The 17,355-nt window shown below is 43.0% G+C and carries 15 protein-coding genes; 7 read left to right on the top strand and 8 right to left on the bottom strand.

The window, feature by feature from the left end; genetic code table 11:
* Nucleotides 1-165: 165 nt before the first annotated feature.
* Nucleotides 166-1,083 (bottom strand): SDR family oxidoreductase, encoded by a 918-nt coding sequence (locus tag QE390_RS18425; protein WP_106638268.1) that lies wholly within the window; start codon nt 1,081-1,083, stop codon nt 166-168.
* Between the two features lie 260 nt (nt 1,084-1,343).
* Here QE390_RS18425 and QE390_RS18420 point away from each other — a divergent pair, with 260 nt between their 5' ends.
* Nucleotides 1,344-1,880, top strand: a complete 537-nt coding sequence (locus tag QE390_RS18420) for a DUF4136 domain-containing protein (protein WP_307143248.1) — start codon at nt 1,344-1,346, stop codon at nt 1,878-1,880.
* Between the two features lie 49 nt (nt 1,881-1,929).
* Here QE390_RS18420 and QE390_RS18415 read toward each other — a convergent pair whose 3' ends face one another.
* Nucleotides 1,930-3,108 carry a glycoside hydrolase family 105 protein gene (locus tag QE390_RS18415; protein WP_307143247.1) on the bottom strand — a complete coding sequence of 393 codons (1,179 nt, stop codon included), beginning with the start codon at nt 3,106-3,108 and terminating at the stop codon, nt 1,930-1,932.
* A 91-nt stretch (nt 3,109-3,199) separates the two neighbouring features.
* On the opposite strand from QE390_RS18415, the gene QE390_RS18410 reads away from it, so the two are divergent.
* A complete protein-coding gene (locus QE390_RS18410; RefSeq protein ID WP_307143246.1) occupies nt 3,200-3,769 on the top strand; it encodes an AAA family ATPase in 570 nt (189 codons plus the stop codon).
* On the opposite strand, the gene QE390_RS18405 is transcribed toward QE390_RS18410, so the two are convergent.
* Nucleotides 3,770-4,651 carry a tyrosine-type recombinase/integrase gene (locus QE390_RS18405; protein ID WP_307143245.1) on the bottom strand — a complete coding sequence of 294 codons (882 nt, stop codon included), beginning with the start codon at nt 4,649-4,651 and terminating at the stop codon, nt 3,770-3,772. It lies immediately after the preceding gene.
* 732 nt (nt 4,652-5,383) lie between these two features.
* On the opposite strand from QE390_RS18405, the gene QE390_RS18400 reads away from it, so the two are divergent.
* A complete protein-coding gene (locus QE390_RS18400; protein WP_307143244.1) occupies nt 5,384-7,726 on the top strand; it encodes a PAS domain-containing hybrid sensor histidine kinase/response regulator in 2,343 nt (780 codons plus the stop codon).
* On the top strand, nt 7,723-8,424 hold the full coding sequence (locus QE390_RS18395) for a LytTR family DNA-binding domain-containing protein (RefSeq protein WP_307143243.1): 702 nt from the start codon (nt 7,723-7,725) through the stop codon (nt 8,422-8,424). The genes QE390_RS18400 and QE390_RS18395 overlap by 4 nt, the downstream gene beginning before the upstream one ends.
* 54 nt (nt 8,425-8,478) lie before the next feature.
* Here the strand turns inward: QE390_RS18395 and QE390_RS18390 are convergent, their stop codons facing one another.
* Nucleotides 8,479-8,940, bottom strand: a complete 462-nt coding sequence (locus QE390_RS18390; RefSeq protein WP_106638304.1) for an Lrp/AsnC family transcriptional regulator — start codon at nt 8,938-8,940, stop codon at nt 8,479-8,481.
* Nucleotides 8,941-9,168: 228 nt separating this feature from the next.
* Here QE390_RS18390 and QE390_RS18385 point away from each other — a divergent pair, with 228 nt between their 5' ends.
* Nucleotides 9,169-10,125 carry an NAD-dependent epimerase/dehydratase family protein gene (locus tag QE390_RS18385; RefSeq protein ID WP_307143242.1) on the top strand — a complete coding sequence of 319 codons (957 nt, stop codon included), beginning with the start codon at nt 9,169-9,171 and terminating at the stop codon, nt 10,123-10,125.
* Between the two features lie 12 nt (nt 10,126-10,137).
* Complete coding sequence (gene kbl, locus QE390_RS18380; protein ID WP_106638274.1) at nt 10,138-11,328, top strand: glycine C-acetyltransferase; 1,191 nt, start codon at nt 10,138-10,140, stop codon at nt 11,326-11,328.
* A gap of 170 nt (nt 11,329-11,498) precedes the next feature.
* Here kbl and QE390_RS18375 read toward each other — a convergent pair whose 3' ends face one another.
* Nucleotides 11,499-12,074: a hypothetical protein gene (locus tag QE390_RS18375; RefSeq protein WP_106638275.1), complete on the bottom strand. Its 576-nt coding sequence runs from the start codon at nt 12,072-12,074 to the stop codon at nt 11,499-11,501.
* A gap of 62 nt (nt 12,075-12,136) precedes the next feature.
* Complete coding sequence (locus tag QE390_RS18370; RefSeq protein ID WP_106638276.1) at nt 12,137-12,778, bottom strand: NUDIX hydrolase; 642 nt, start codon at nt 12,776-12,778, stop codon at nt 12,137-12,139.
* A gap of 105 nt (nt 12,779-12,883) precedes the next feature.
* Between QE390_RS18370 and QE390_RS18365 the strand changes: the two genes are divergently transcribed.
* Nucleotides 12,884-13,585 carry a head GIN domain-containing protein gene (locus tag QE390_RS18365; RefSeq protein WP_307143241.1) on the top strand — a complete coding sequence of 234 codons (702 nt, stop codon included), beginning with the start codon at nt 12,884-12,886 and terminating at the stop codon, nt 13,583-13,585.
* Nucleotides 13,586-14,657: 1,072 nt separating this feature from the next.
* On the opposite strand, the gene QE390_RS18360 is transcribed toward QE390_RS18365, so the two are convergent.
* Complete coding sequence (locus QE390_RS18360; protein ID WP_307143240.1) at nt 14,658-16,010, bottom strand: M28 family metallopeptidase; 1,353 nt, start codon at nt 16,008-16,010, stop codon at nt 14,658-14,660.
* A gap of 711 nt (nt 16,011-16,721) precedes the next feature.
* The gene (gene pth / locus QE390_RS18355; protein WP_106638279.1) at nt 16,722-17,282 is read right to left on the bottom strand and encodes an aminoacyl-tRNA hydrolase; all 561 of its coding nucleotides are present in this window, start codon (nt 17,280-17,282) and stop codon (nt 16,722-16,724) included.
* Nucleotides 17,283-17,355 lie beyond the last annotated feature (73 nt).

The raw sequence follows: 17,355 nt of genomic DNA, 5'->3' as shown, positions 1-17,355 counted from the left end.
CTGAACGCTACCCTTTGGAATCAAAACTCTTTACCAAAGCTCCCTGCGTGTCTTTTTGGCTTAAGGTTACTAATAAGTATGTAAAAATGATGCCATTATGACCTAAAAACCAGAAAAAAAGACAGCCTCTTGTGAAGGCTGCCTTTACTAGATGCAGGGTTATATTCAAATTGGTAAGCTTTTGCGGGCGTATTTTTTATAGCCCCAAAATAAAGCTCCTGCGATTACCGCCAGAGAAACCAGCGTTGAGGCCGTAGAGGGAACTTTACTTTCAGTATTTTCTTCTTCCGAAGGACGTTCCATCAGTTTTCGCATCAGTTGAGATAAAAACGTATCTGGTAATAAATTCGAGGCAGCGGCCTGCGATTTATTCATCAACCCGGACACTACTTTATCTTTTCCGGCCATCAAGGCGTCAAAACCATCCTGAGCCACTTTCGCGGGATCTGCCGACTGAGCCTGTTTATGAGCACGGGTACCTTCAGCCCCTGCCTTATGGAAAAAGTCTGTATTCGTTGCACCAGGCAGAAGGGCGGTAACGGTTATATTGGTCTCCTTGCATTCGTTCCGTAGAGCTTCAGTGAAGGAAAGGACAAAGGCTTTTGTAGCTCCGTATACGGCCATAAAAGGATTGGGAATGACAGAAACGATGGAAGCCAGGTTCAGAATTTTTCCTTCATTGGCCTGTACCATATCATTCAGGAACAATTTCGTCAGATGTACGAGCGATACCACGTTGAGTTGGATAATGGAAAGCTCCCGATCCAGATCGGTTTCTGTCGCAAAGGCTCCGTATTCACCCATACCAGCGTTATTCACCAGTACATTTACATCAATGCCAAATCCCTGTACCTCACTGTATACTTCCTGCGGGGCATTGGGCTGGGATAAATCCTTGCCAATAACCACTACGTTTTCCACGCTGAACTGAGATCGGAGATCGCTGGCAATCTCGTTAAGTCGATCTGTATTTCTGGCCACCAGCACCAGATTATAGCCATTTTTCGCGAACACTTTCGCGAGCTCGTAGCCAATACCACTGGAAGCTCCGGTGATGAGAGCAGTTTGTTGCGTTGTTTTCATATCCGTTGGTTTATCAGAGTGTTAGGAAGGGAAAGAAACCATTCCAGAGGGGAGTATTCTTGGCAAAGTGCTGATTATCTGTGGTGAGGGGTCGATATTTTGGGTAAAAACAGCCTCGGTGGCTCCATTTAGCAAGCGTGGAGTATACCAGAAGGGAATGAGTGGGTACTGTAATTCTGGCTAGTTAGATGGGCTACCTAGTCTGGTCTTAGATTTTTATGTTCTTTGGTGACCTTCTCAGATATGATCAACAGATAGCTATGAAACAAATCATTTTTTTGCTAGCAGCCTCCGTGTGGATGGGAGCTTGCTCTTCGTATAATAATGTCAAGACCAAAAGGGACAAAGACGCTGATTTTCAATCTTATAAAACCTACAATTTTATGGATATCGAGCTGGAAGGAGCCCCGGCAGATTCGTCCAATTCAACGGCCCTGACCGAAATTAAAAGAGCAGTGGCTCAGGAAATGAATAATAGGGGATATAAGCTCTACGGCAATCCTGACCTGAAGATTAATATCGGATTAGTGGTGCAGGAGAAGTCCCAGACTCGCCAGACGGATATTCGTGAAGCTCCGCGTTACATTGGTCAGCGTCGGTATTCCTGGAAAAGTGAAACGGTAGAAGTTGGGCGTTATAAAGAAGGAACCCTAACGGTGGACGTGGTAGAGGCAAAAGGGAATAAACTCATCTGGCAGGCCACCGGATCGACGGTGTTGAATAAGCAAAGTCGCCAGCCTGAGAACATTGACCGGGCCGTTGCCAAGTTATTTGAAAAATTTCCTCAAACGAAGTAACCGAAGACTACAAGCAAAACCCCAGCCGAGCGGCTGGGGTTTTTTATGCTTACCATTTCATTTTAATTACTTCTGAGCCTGCTAACAAATACGCTCCGGCTCCGTAAACTTCCCAGCTTTCGGCGTTAAAATTCCGACGCGGATCGGCTCCAATCGGCTGGACCCAGCCTACTTTCCCAGCGGGTGTAAGTAGGGTATTCAAGCCCGTCCAGGCTTTCTGGACGACGGGTTTAAATTTAGCTTTATCCAAAATTCCCTGATTAATACCCCAAGCCATTGCGTAGCAATTAAAGCCGGAACCGCTGCCTTCACCACAGCATGCGGGATTACCATCCCAATTATATTTCTGGTAATTAAAGCCGGAACCGCTGCCTTCACCACCGGGAAAAGATTCAGGGTCGAGCAAACTCGAACGCCATAACCCGTCGGCCTGCTGCAAGGCCGCCAGTCGGTTACTCATCTCTTTAAACTGCGTCAGATAAAAATCCCGTTGCGGATGGTTTTTGGGTAACTCCTGCAACACACGCACCAGACCACCCATTACCCAGCCATTTCCTCGTGACCAGAAAATCTTTTTGCCATTCGCTTCCTTTTTTCCCTCGCCACTGGCATTAACCAGATACGAAGCATCACGAGCGTATAAATCTTCTTCGGTGTTATAAAGCAGATCGTAGGTCTGCTTGAAAAGCGTGTCGTTTTGAGTTAAGTAAGAAGGATCATTCAGGGTTTTGCTCAGTTTTGCTAACACTGGCGGAGCCATGAACAAGGCATCACACCACCACCAGGTAATACCATGGCGTTTCACTTCAACGCCAGGTACCTTACGTATCTTCTGCACCGTGTCGATGGTTGCCTGAATCATACGGCGATCTTTTTTGATCCGGTACAAATCAATGTACGTTTGGCAGATTGCAATATCATCAGCGTGATCATACCGATTACCAGGTAACCAATTATTTCGTTCACCCATCAGCATCAGTGAATCCAGAATTCGCGACGATTTAGTAGTTTCGTAGGCGGCCATCACGCCCGCATAAAACGCCCCGTTGGTCCAGTCCGTAGCCTTATGTTTGGGATTGCTTAATTGCCAGTCCGTAACTTTGAGCATGGTCTCTTTGATGTAGTTTTTGGAAAACACATCATCTTTCGGAGGTTTCTGTTCGGCGAAACTGGGGCTTGAAAGCAAAAAGCTCGCCAGTAATCCCGCGGTGAAGGATAAAAATTTCATAGATTTAGTAGTAAAGAATATCAAATAATAGGACGTTACTTCGCCTACTAAACCCTATGGCAAGGTTGCTTACTACATTCAATCCATTCGTATGCGAATTCATATTTTAGGAGCCTCGGGCTCGGGAACCACTACGCTGGGCCAGCATTTATATCAGAGAACAGGTATTCCACATTTCGATTCTGATTATTATTTTTGGCTACCCACAACGCCCCCTTTTCTGGAAAAAAGAAATCCTGATGAACGAATGGCTATGCTGAATGGAGATTTGGCTGGCTTAAAGAGCTATATCCTGACGGGTTCGGTAGTGAGTTGGGGGGAATCTATGAAATCAAAATTTGACTTGATTATTTTCTTAACCATTCCTCCCGCCATTCGATTGGAGCGATTAAGAAGAAGGGAACTGGAGCGGTATGGCGAAATCATATACACCAATCCCGAAAGAAATAAACAGCACCTGGATTTTATGGAATGGGCGGCTGGCTATGATCAGGAAAATTTCAGTGGGAGAAGTAAAATAGGGCAGGAACGTTGGCTGGCAGAGGTAACGTGTCCGGTATTACGAATTGAAGGGGACACCACGATTGAAGAACGCATGACCCAAAGTCTGGCGAAAATTGAGGAGTTATCCCGGAATGGATCGCATTCCGGGAAGAGTTAATCAAGCCTTAGGATGAGCCTGGGCGTAGGCTTCTTTAAGTTTTTCGATGGAGTTGTGCGTATAAACCTGCGTAGCAGCCAGTGAACTGTGGCCTAGTAGATCTTTAATGGCGTTCAGGTCGGCTCCACGGTTGAGTAAATGAGTGGCAAAACTGTGCCTTAGTACGTGAGGACTCCGTTTTTCCAGCGAAGAAACCATGGAGAGGTAACGTTTCACAATTCGCTGAATCATTACCGAATAGGCTTTATTACCGGTATCTGACACGATAAGAACATCTTCGCAGGCCCCCTGAAAGGTGTCCGTTTTAAATTGCTGATATTGGCGAATTAATTTATATAAAGATGCAGACAGCGGAATGATGCGATGTTTATTACGTTTACCCAGAACAGTTAGCGTACGTTCGTAGGCATCAAGATCGGCATCTTTCAATCCAACCAGTTCAGATAAACGCATACCTGTACCGTACAGTAATTCCATGACCAGTTTGTCACGAACACCGCCAAAATCGTCCGGGAAGGTAATGTCATCGAGCAAAGTCGTCATCTCCTGTTCGCGAACAAAAGTGGGTAAAGTACGATCCGTTTTAAGGGCTTTAATTGATAAAGTAGGGTCGTTTAAAATAACCCGCTTCCGTAACAGAAAGCCATATAAAGCACGTAGCGTAGCAATTTTACGATTGATGGAGCGGTTGTCCAGTTTTTTCTCAGCCAGGCTGGCTATCCAGGAGCGAATCATCTGGAAATCAGCTTTTTCGGGAGCATCTAGTTCATAGCTCTCCAGTAGATAAGAAGAGAACTGTTCTAGATCTGAGCGATAGGCCGTAAGCGTGTGTTCACTCAGACGCTTTTCATATTTGATGTGCTGAAGAAAATAAGTAATCATGGCGTGCAGTTTGACAAGTACTGCAATATAGGGAAAGAAATGAGGGGATAACAAAAAAGCAACCAGAAGGCTGCCTTTTAGGGTAAGCAATGGAATGCCGAATCAAGAGTTATCTCTCAAACGTATAATCACTTACGTATCTGGGGAAAATAATATGATTAGAATTTTAGGTATGGGTTAATTCTAATCCTCTTTTTTAATAGATCTGCTTTGGGGTAATGTCTGATACAAAAATGAATCGTTAAAGAATGAAATGTTAAACTATTTCGATAAAATGCAGAATTTACCAGTTAAAAGGTTTGCAATTGATTTTTTTTGTGAAACGAAAAGCGTTTTAACTTATGATTATTTGGTAAGTAAAAGTTAAGTAGTATTTTTAATTTAAAAAAAATAATTATACGACTCCAGTTGTTTATAAACAGTTAATAATGTACGATAATAGGGTATTTATTGTGAATTTTTAATCCATGATTTATGTATATTTATGCGTATTAATACTTATAAAGATAAGGCTAAATATGAATAAAAATATTGTTAGTGCGAACAAGTGGAAATATAAACGAATTGTTCAATATTTGTCGTTAATAGTACTATTTGTGCCTTTTAATCAGACGCTTTTTTTACTAATCCCACCACTAAGAAAATGAATAGATTGAAAAAACGCATGGAAGCGAAAGTGAGCACACTGAAACCTCTAATAATCAGTCATGTATCCGCCAGATGACACCAAATATGAAAAGGATTACGAACGCATTAGCATCGATTGAAAATACTATACTATCTCCGCAGCTATGGAAAATGGTAGAGCAATGGTCAATGGCTTTGCTGATTGAGAATGAAGAAAGGATTATTACTTATGTTAATGAGAGCTATTGCAACTTACTTAATATAAGTAAAAAGCCGGAAGAATTAATTGGGCAATCTTCCTTAGTACTGGTGGAGGAATTACGATATAATTACACCTATAGTGAAGAGGAACGAAAGGTTTTTCTTTCTATAGTTGAAGACAAAAAAATAGTTGAAAATTTTATCTATCCGGTGCAGGAAGATTTAATATTAGTGATTGACTTTATTCCATTATTAAACGAAGATAAGAAAGGTTGGTACATTTGGAAATTTCAAAATAAAAGCAATAGCACCCTTTTACACCGGGCACTTGAAGAGAAAAATAATAACTACTGGGCAATCATAGATAAGATGGATTTAGGGGTTTTGGAAGTAGATAATAATGACGTAATCGTTAGAGCTTATCCACAATTTTGCGAGATGGTAGGCTATACACAGGATGAATTATTAGGAAAAATTGCATCTAAAATTTTGATTCCAGAGGATTTACATGAGTTTATTACTGGACAAAATAAGGATCGAGTTGAAGGAAGAACGGGTAACTATGAATTGCCTTTACGAAAAAAGAATGGACAGTTAGTATGGGCGATTGTCAATGGAGCTCCTTTATATAATTCAGAAGGTAAAGTATCAGGATCGATCGGGATTCATTACGACAATACGGAACGAAAAATTCTCATGGAGGATTTAGCGAAAGCTAAAAAATCTGCTGAAGACGCTCAGTATGCAGAGAAGCAATTTCTGGCTAATATGAGTCATGAAATAAGAACTCCGCTGAATGCAATTGTTGGGATGACTCATCTTCTGTATGATACGACTATTACAGAGGAGCAAAAAGAATACATTGATATTTTAAAATCTTCATCTACTGTTTTACAAAATATATTAACGGATATTTTAGATATTTCTGCCATTGAAAATAGAACGCTGGAATTTCCAATAACTAATTTTGATTTACATCGATTAGTTTATTCATTATTTAAAATATTTGAAATCAGAAATACAAAAAAAGAATTAACTATTACTTTAAACTACGATCACACGATCGATTCAATGGTAGAAGGTAATGAAAGGGCTGTGTATCAAATATTGGCTAAAATAATTAATAATGCCTATAAGTTTACTGAAAAAGGATCTATTGAAATTATAGTAAAAAAATGGAAACAGGAAGGGGATATCGAAGTAATTCAGTTTGAAATTAAGGATACTGGTTTTGGTATTGAGGAAGATAAACTGGAGCTGATTTTTGATAAATTCAAGCAATTGCCTGACGATACAGGTTACAAATTTCAAGGGGTAGGACTAGGTCTGGCTCTGGTAAAGCAACTGGTGGATATGGCTGGTGGAACGATTTCTGTATCAACGGCCAAAGGAACAGGAACGCATTTTGTGTTACAGATACCCTTTAGAAAAGGCCAGCCTACGGGCCCTGAAGTGAGTCTGGGAACCAGCCCTTCAGAGCGTAAGATTTTGGTTGTTGATGACAACCTCATGAACCGCAGATACGTTTGTGGCCTGCTGGATAAGCAGGGCTATACCTACGAAATTGCTATTGATGGCCAGATGGCGGTACAAATGTTGTATCAACAAAAGTATGATCTGGTTTTGATGGATATACAGATGCCATTTCTGGATGGCTATGAAGCTACGATCATCATTAGGTCGACAAACAACGTCAATAAAGATGTCCCGATCATTGCCCTGACAGCGTCGGCCATGAAAGAACAAACCGATCATTCGCTCGAAGTTGGGATGAATGATTTCTTAACTAAACCCTTTACTCCAAAACAATTCATGGAGAAAATAGCCTACTATGTTTCTTCAGATTCTATTAGCCAGATGTCAGAAATTCAATGGAATTACCATTCAGAATTAAACCAAAATTACCTGCACGAGTTATACGGAGAAGAATGGTCTTATGCGTATGAAATGTTTCAGACATTCATGCAGGATGTATTACCCGAGTATAGTAAACTTCGCCCCTTGCTTGAACAGGAAGACTGGAAAGGTTTAGCCAGAGAAGCTCATAAATTGAACCCTCCACTGGCCATGGTAGGATTAACAGATTTACAGAAATACCTCAAAAAAATCGAGATTCAACTTACTCAGGAAGACAAGGTAGATGATATTTGGGAAAAAATATCCTATTTCGAGAAAGAACTAACCCGCATGATTGTTATCTTAGCCCAAGAAGTTGACAGACTTGCCCATAAAACTGCTGCTCCATGAAATTAAAATGCGTTATTGTAGATGACGAATTGATGGCTCGGCTCTCCCTTGAACGCTTATGTGAAAAGCGAGAAGAGTTAGAAATCTTAGGAATATTTGATCAGCCTACGGAGTGCCTGAGTTTTTTAAGACAACAAGTCATTGATTTACTTTTTTTAGATGTTGAAATGCCGGGTTTGAATGGATTAGAATTGCTGGACCAGCTTTCGTATATGCCATCAGTTATTCTGACTACTTCTAAAACAGAGTATGCGTTCGATGCTTTTCAATACCAGGTAACGGATTACCTTAAAAAACCTATTTCACTGCCTCGCTTTATGCAGGCCGTCGATAAAGTTATTGAGAAAAAAGTTTCTGTTAAAGTTGCTGCTGTAAAAGAAACGGATGTCAATGAAATTTATGTCAAAACAGAAGGACGATACATACGGATTGTTTATGACAATATTTTATATATCGAAAATGTAGGGGATTATGTAAAGATTCGGACCATTAATGGCTCGCATATTGTGTATGCCACGATGAAAAACCTGGAAGAAAAATTGAATCCTAAATACTTTTTCCGGGTGCACCGAAGCTTTATTATTAACCTTTCTAAAATTGTAGATATTGAAGAAAGTAATCTGGTTATTGCCGACAAAGTTATTCCTATTAGTCGAGCGAATAAGCCAGAGTTATTAGAGAAATTAAATATTCTTTAATAGAAGAATATGTAGCAGTAAAAAGGGTTGGCTATCGAAGCCAACCCTTTTGTGTTAAATGCTATAGCCAATAGTGTGTTTAATTTCCTTGAGGACGAAGGTGCTGTTTAGCGTTCCGATATTTTCCAGTTTGGACAACTTGTACTTCACGAAATCGTGGTAATCGTTCAGGGAACGGAGATTGATTTTTAATAAGAAATCAACCTGACCGGCCATGTGGTAACATTCCTGCACCTCTTCAAGCTCCTGAATGTTCTGTTCAAATTTTTCGATGAACGCTTCATTGTGATAACGCATAGAAACCTGGCAGAAGATCGTAATGGGCTGCCCTAGCATGGTTTTATCCAGAACTGCTACGTACTGTTTAATGTAGCCCAGCGTCTCCAGCCGTTTGATGCGTTCATACACCGGAGAGATCGTAAGGTTTAGCTCGGCTGCGAGTTCCTTGGTAGTCATTTTTGCGTCTTGCTGAAGCAGTCGGAGCAGGGTTCGGTCGAGATCGTCCAGGTTTTCCATAAGCGGATAAAAAGCTGCCAAAAATTTTTCTACAATGGGTTATTATAGAAATAGTGTTTCAGTGAATTTAATGGCAAATGTAGATTAATGCGAGAATATTTTCTTATTTATTACAGATGATTCCATAAATATTACTTTAAATATAGTTTTGCATCGGAAGAAGTTCTGTTGTGAATCAGAATGGAATCCGTTTAAATGGTCGGTTCACACTTAATCCTTTTCTGACCTATGGATACTATTTTAGTTATTGGAGCCGGGGGGCAAATTGGTACTGTGCTAGTGCAGGCTCTCCAACAGAAGTTCGGCCTGAATCGGGTAGTCGCTTCTGATCTTAAAACACCCCAGGTGTTCTCTGGAATTTTTGAAACACTCGACGCCACGAAGGCTGAAGCTATCACGGCTTTGGTACGTCGCTATGAGGTAACTCAGATTTATCACCTGGCGGCTATCTTATCTGCGAGTGGGGAGGCAAATCCTATTCGTACCTGGGAACTGAATATGCAAACGGTACTGAACGTACTGGAAGTAGCTCGCGTAGAAAAAGTCAGTAAGGTCTTTATTCCCAGCTCTATTGCCGTATTTGGGCCATCGGCCAATCCGGTTAATACTCCTCAGCAGTCCTTTCTGGATCCTACGACTGTGTACGGAATCAGTAAGGTTGCCGCTGAAAACTGGATGCAGTATTACCATACGAAGTATAACCTGGATGTTCGATCCATTCGTTATCCGGGCGTGATTAGCTACCAGTCTATGCCCGGTGGGGGAACGACGGATTATGCCGTAGATATCTATCATAAAGCCGTTCAGGGTCAGGATTATGAGTGCTTCCTGTCGGAAGACACCCGTCTGCCCATGATTTATATGGACGATGCCATTCGGGCAACGCTGGAGTTGATGGAGGCAGATGCTGACCAGATCACTGTGCGTAATTCTTACAATTTAGCGGGGTTGAGTTTTACACCGGTGGAGGTTACGGCAGCCATTCAGCACTTTTTTCCAACGTTTCAGACGACTTACAAGCCGGATTTTCGTCAACAGATTGCAAATTCGTGGCCTCAAAGCATTGATGATTCCGCGGCTCGTCGGGACTGGGGTTGGAAACCAGCCTACGATTTGACACGAATGACCGAAGACATGATTCATCATCTGGATCATCAATACCATGCCGATTTAACTCAGGTCTAAATTTAGTAATGTATGTACGGATCTATTAAGGAAGAACTTCAGCAGGAGCTGGCTGCCATTGAAGCCGCTGGTTTATATAAGAAAGAACGAATCATTGTGACGCCTCAGTCGGCAGTGATCGGAATTGTAAACGGAACGGAAGTACTGAACTTCTGTGCCAATAATTACCTGGGTTTGTCGTCACACCCGGACGTCATTCAGGCCGCTCACGAAACCATTGATTCTCATGGTTTTGGCATGTCTTCGGTTCGTTTTATTTGCGGTACACAAGACATCCATAAAGAACTGGAAAAGGCCACGGCTGAGTTTGTTGGAGCCGAAGACTGTATTCTCTATGCTGCTGCTTTTGATGCCAATGGAGGCGTTTTTGAGCCTTTACTCAATGAGCAGGATGCCATTATTTCGGATGAACTGAATCATGCTTCCATCATTGATGGGATTCGTTTATGCAAGGCCAAACGTTTCCGTTACAAAAATAACGACATGGCCGATCTGGAAGCCCAATTGAAGGCTGCTGCTGGATCGCGTCGTATCCTGATTGTCACAGATGGCGTGTTTTCCATGGATGGCACCATTGCCCAGTTGGATAAAATCTGCGATCTGGCCGATCAGTATAACGCAATGGTCATGGTGGACGAATGCCACGCCAGCGGTTTTATTGGTAAAACAGGCCGCGGAACGCCAGAATATAAAAATGTCTTTGGTCGCATTGACATTATTACCGGAACGTACGGAAAAGCCTTAGGCGGTGCTTCGGGTGGATTTACGGCGGCTCGAAAAGAGATTGTTGATCTGCTGCGTCAGCGTTCGCGTCCGTATTTGTTTTCCAATACGCTGGCTCCGGCCATTGTAGGAGCTTCGCTGAAGGTGCTGGATTTATTAAAGTCTTCTACGGCTTTACGCGATAAACTCGAAGAGAATGCCCGTTACTTCCGGCAGGAAATGACCGCCGCTGGTTTCGATTTATTGCCCGGAGAGCACCCCATTATTCCCGTAATGCTATACGACGCTCCCTTAGCTCAGGAATTTGCTGCGAAGTTACTGGAAGAAGGCATTTACGTCATTGGTTTCTTCTATCCAGTAGTACCTCAGGGAAAAGCCCGGATTCGGGTGCAAATCTCCGCAGGTCATGAACGTGAACACCTGGAAAAAGCAGTGGCTGCGTTTACGAAAGTGGGTAAGGAACTCGGCGTTATTAAATAAGTATTGATTATTAGTTGATGGGTACTTCTCGTCAGCTAACAGATTTTTTGGTTTTCATAGTTACACTTCAACGAAAATTCAAAAGCCATGACTGATTCAGCCATGGCTTTTTCGTTTTAGGCCTGTTCAGTATAGATATATTCTTTCTGAATCATTTCTCAATCAAGGCTTTATAAGCCTGGCTTGTAATGCAAGCCAAACGAGATACTCATTAAATCAGGATAACCTGGAACAAAAGAGAGAGCAAAGTCGCATTTCCGGGTTAGTGTATATTTGTACTCGAACTCACCGCCATACCAAAGGAAAAGGTGTTGCCAGGGGTCATCAATGTCTCCCCGAAATCGATTCAAGTTCTTGTAACCCTTGAGCCGAAGCCAGTTTTTACGAAAAACTAAAGTTGGACCAATCCCACCGTATAGGCTATGTTTTTCGGTTTTAAAAATTTTAGCTCTTATACCCACGTGTTCAAATCCACCTAGCTGAGCAGCACAATCCGCGTACAAAGCACTCGCTATTTTTACGGAAAGAATATCCTTCACGATGAATTTCTCGTAAGATAAAACACCTCCAATGTTTAGGACCAGATAACCCTTGCTATCGAATCGGCGGGGCATTAAAAATGCATTTTCTCTTTCTCCTTTGGGGTGAATAGACAAACCGAAAAACTTTAATCCGAAATTATCCTGAGCCTTGGAAGAAACACTAATTAACCCCAACCACAGGGCTATGAATAGGGCCGGTTTCATTTTAGCATTCTAAGACGTAGATGTAATGTAAATGTCTGATTAGTAGCTGGCAAAAGTAAGAATTAAACTTTCGCTGCTAGATATAAATGAATATTCAGTAAAGCACAGGCGTTACGCATCAGGCCCATAGCTTCTTTCAGGGGGACCACTTTCGTAAGAATGAATTCGTCGTGATCGGCTCCGGTGGTTTGGGCGTCATAACTGAAAATTTCCTCGCGGCTTAGCTCCAGTTCGACGTAGAAAAAGTACATGGCTTCGTCGCTCGTGCCGCTGCTGGGAAACAAGGGTTTTTCATTCAGTTGATGAACCTGATCGGCAGTAACGATTAACCCGGTTTCTTCCTGAATTTCCCGCACGGCCACATCAAGCGGTAAGTCCGAACCATCCACCATGCCGGCGGGGTGTTCGTACATGTAACTTCCGTCGCAAATGCGGCGTTGTTGCACCAGCAGTAGGTATTTTTCTTTTGTTTCTTTATCAATCAAACAGGTAAGGATCGAAATAACTTCCCCCTTGATAAAGCAGAGCGGAAGAATTTTATGGCCTTCAGGAACCGTTGCATCCAGATTGAATAACCCGAAAAGCAAGTCACCATCGGAACGATATTTTGTGAATAACTCTTCCGTGCCGTGAATAATAACGCCGTTGCGTTGGAGGTTCTTTAACCAGAGTTTAAACTTGGTGGATTGTGCGTAGTCGCCCATCTTGTTTTTATTAATCTTATAAGAATGGCTCAAATTACTCGTTTTCCCTGCAACGGACGATAAAACAACTGCATCTTTGTTATGAAAAATATGATCATGAATCTTATGAAATCTTATCAATTAGTGGCCTTCGGGCTTTTAGCCTCCCTGTCTGGTTACGCTCAGCAAACCAAAACGATTGATATTAAGTCCTTTAATAAAGTCAGAATTCTGGGATGCGTAACAGCCGAGTTATTAAAGAATGACAGTCCATCACTGGTAATCACCACCCCAAAATCGCTGGACGATTCTAAAGTAACCGTTGAAACGAAGAACGATGAGTTAATTATCCGTCAGAAATGGGAAAAGGAAGTTGTCAAGAAAGGGGATTGCCGGGCCAGTGACATTCACGTGAGTCTGGCTTACACCAATCTTGAATCACTGTATACGGGTGTGGGTGCCGATGTGAAAGTATTGCAGGTGGTGCAAACCCGCGATCTGGATCTTCAGGCGGCTACCGGAAGCCAGATTACCCTCGAAGCCGACGTTCGCAATCTGAAGGCAAAAGCTGCTCAGGGGGCCGTTCTGGAGTTGTCGGGTAAGGCTTCTGAACAACAAACCAGTGTAAATACCGGTGGAGAAATTCACGCTTATAACTTAACAAGTGAGGACGCTTTCGTAAAAGCGAACACGGGCGGAGTGGCGTGGATTACCGTTACGCAACGGCTGGATGCCTCGGCTAATACCGGCGGAGCCGTTCGTTACAAAGGAAAGCCTTCCCGGAAGAACGTCAGTTCTAATTTGGGCGGCGAGGTGAAAGCCGAGTAGTTCATAGTTTTTAGCGACCGCGGTTGTTAGTTATTGGATTGATATTCTTGGCTTTATGGTTAAGTCATAGATTATTCAATAATGATAAGAACTTACTAGCACGAACATCCCGAAATTTTTAGAGACTCTCTAAAAATTTAAATGGAATATCTTCAGGCGAATCGAAATGCAATTCTTCACTTTCTAGGACTGACAGACTCGGAGATAAGGCAGGTTCCACCTGCCTTATTTTAGGAACGAGGGGAATCTCTCACCAGAGGAGGTACTTCGGTTGGCTCTGGAAGACAGATGGGGTTCCTTCGCAGTCGCTCGGCTCTAGCCGAGTGACGCTGTAGTCTGGTAGGCCTCTGGCCGATGGTTGCCAGCCCGTTTTGGTCGGGGGAAAGTTGTTCCCTAACTCGCTAGGGGTTCGCATTCTACCGGCCAGAGGCCTAGAGCTAGGTAGTCACTCGGCTAGAGCCGAGTGACTGCGGGGGTAGGAACCCACTTCCCCGCTTGTCATCTCGAACGCAGGGAGAGACCTTGGGTGGAATGGGGCGGGGCTGGTTTAATCAAGTTACCTTCGCAGTCGCTCGGCTCTAGCCGAGTGACGCTGTAGTCTGGTAGGCCTCTGGCCGATGGTTGCCAGCCTGTTTTGTTTGAGAAAGTTGTTTTGTAACTAGTTAGGGGTTCGCATTCTACCGGCCAGAGGCCTAGAGCTAGGTAGTCACTCGGCTAGAGCCGAGCGACTGCGGGGGTAGGAACCCACTTCCCCGCTTGTCATCTCGAACGCAGGGAGAGACCTTGGGTGGAATGGGGCGGGGCTGGTTTAATCAAGTTACCTTCGCAGTCGCTCGGCTCTAGCCGAGTGACGCTGTAGTCTGGTAGGCCTCCGGCCGATGGTTGCCAGCCTGTTTTGGTCGGGGAAAAGTTGTTCCCTAACTCGCTAGGGGTTCGCATTCTACCGGCCAGAGGCCTAGAGCTAGGTAGTCACTCGGCTAGAGCCGAGCGACTGCGGGGGAACTTTCCTCCAATGGTTATTCAATAACGATAAGAACTTACTAGCAATAACTTTCGGGATGTTCGTATTCTATTAACGCCCAGTGGGCAGAGGAATCACGGGTAAGCTTTCATTTCCGCCTTCCGTGATGGATTGAACGGCGAAGAAATAAGAGTCACGCGAGTAAGGGAGCGTAACTGATGTATCCGTCACGAAAAACTTCTTTTGCCAGAAAGGCTGATAGGTTTCCCGCATTAACACATAATAGCCCTTCACTTTTCCGCTTTTCGGAGCTTTCCAATTCAGTTTAGCATAATTGGCCGATCCTTTTACTTCAATCTTGACCTCCTGAGGCATTTGTGGAGCTTTGGCTAAGTTTGCCAGGGTGGCCAGGTTAACTCCGGCATTTTTACGGAGGTATTCAAAATCCATGAACTTGATCAAATCGCCGTATTCTTTACCTTTTTCGGTATGAATATCCTGGTGCTGATGATCGAAGTTTTCATTCATTTCGGTAATACGAACCGCCGCAAACCCACGATTGACAAAAGGCGTATGATCACCCCCGCGTTGAAAACGGTCGTTTCGGTAAATCAAAACCACTTCCAGATTTTCAACGTAACGTTCGCCCACCTCTTTCATGTAACGAGCTAACTGACGCGTTTTTCCGTCGTTTTCCGCCCCAATGGACCGAATTGTAGCGGCCTGCTCGGCAGTCTGGTAGGCGGGTAAGCCTTCACTGAAAACCCGAAGTCTCGTGTTATCAATAACACTCGTTTCACTTCCGGCTGAGGAACCCATGGTATCGTTATTGAGAATGGCTTCCAGATTCCATTTTTTATCAACGGCCTGTTGAGCATAATAATCCGCTCCGTATAAACCCTGTTCTTCCCCGCTCACAATCAAAAAGACAAGGGTAGCCGGAAATTTGGCTTGAGCCATAACCCGAGCCAGCTCCAAAGCCGTGGCTACTCCAGACGCATCGTCATTGGCACCGGGCGAATCAATATCCCGGTTCATAATGTCGAAAGCACGGGAATCGATGTGAGCAGAAATAACAAAAACGCGATCATCCGCAGGATCGGTGCCTTTTAAGGTAGCGACGACATTGGCAATTTCGTGTTCCTTATCAATCCGGCGACCGTCGGGTTTTAAGGTCCAGCTTTGTAGTTCTGCGGTTAAACGGCCACCGGAGTTTTTAGCGTAAGATTGAAATTTGGAAAGCGTCCATCGACGAGCCGCTCCAATTCCTTTTGTGGCATCCGTGACTGAACTCATGGTGTGACGAGAGCCAAAGGAAACCAGTTTTTCTACACTGGCTTTCATGGAATCTGCCGAAATAGCTTTGACATAACGCTCAATTTCCGGGTCGCGATTCACTATTTCCTGAGCATGACTAACAAATGGGAGGAAGAAAGCTCCGAGGAGCAGGTAACGTTTGAACATACGATCTCAAAAGTATTGGTCAGTGATGAAGCAAAGTAATACTTCTGAGCTCATTCCGATGGGAGAATAGATGGGCTGGGGAATTTAGGATGGAAAACCCTGAAGAAAGGCTACGAATGTCAGTATAGCTATAAAACAAAATAAGGCCGAGCGAAACGCTCAACCTTATCCCACTTAACCTCTAAACCTATTTTACTATGAAAAAACGCTAACCTCTTGTGAATAATACGACACGGCCTCTTTCACTTATCTTTCCTTCGTGTCTGGTTTTGGAACTCTTCACTAGTAAACATAGTTCCAAAAAATGCATTCCAAAGAGAACAAATCCTGCGAAATGAAATTTCTGCAATTTCGCTAAAGCTTTCGAAAAGAAACTATTTTTTGAAAACTTAATTTTACTGCAAAATCAAATCTTCAACTTCTTTTCTGGTAACTACCACAAAGTTACAAATCATTTCTGATACTTCCTGGTATTTTACAATTTACTTGTCCTCGTTTGACATTACAAATGTAGATACACTAATTTAAAAGTCCAAACTTGGAAAATTACAATTTCAAAATATTATTCGGAATAATATCCTATTTTAAAAGCACTATTACGAAAAATTTGATACAAAAAGACCGTTAGGTAAAATATTATATGGATAAATATGGAATAAAGTTCCTGAAAATATTACTTTCCAAAAATTGAAAATTCTTTAATAAGTACAATCATTCGTTAAAATTATTCATCGTCTTGTCAATTCCTAAAGTGCAAAAAGACAAAAGAATGTCAATGCATTTATCCAGACGCTCGGGAATTAACTCTAATTCAGCCTTTGGAAATTCACCCAAAACGTAATCCGCCTGTCGTCCTTTCGGGAAATCGCCTCCGACACCAAACCGTAAACGAGCGTATTGATCCGTACCAAAAATTTCCTGAATATTTCGTAACCCGTTGTGTCCGCCGTGCGATCCTTTGGAACGAACGCGAAGTTTTCCGAAGGGAAGGGCAATGTCATCCGTAATAGTTAACGTATTTTCAATGGGAATTTTTAATTCCTTCATCCAGTAGTTAATCGCCTTCCCGCTCAGGTTCATGTACGTAGTAGGCTTGATCAGGTATATCGTACGACCTTTATACTTGAGTTCGGCTCCGTAAGCCAGTCGGCCTATATCAAATTTTAATCCTTCCTGAGCCGCCAGCCGATCCAGAACCATAAACCCGATGTTATGACGGGTCAGGGCATATTCCGGGCCAATGTTTCCCAGACCCGCGATGAGATACTTCATGTATTTTTAGATTAAACGGATAAATTTCTTTGGCACATTGTACAGAAGATCAACGCATCCGCAATTATTTCGC

Origin of the sequence: Siphonobacter sp. SORGH_AS_1065 (genome assembly GCF_030818595.1) — a bacterium.
Taxonomy (GTDB): domain Bacteria; phylum Bacteroidota; class Bacteroidia; order Cytophagales; family Spirosomataceae; genus Siphonobacter.
This window is presented reverse-complemented; position numbering and strand designations above follow the sequence as displayed.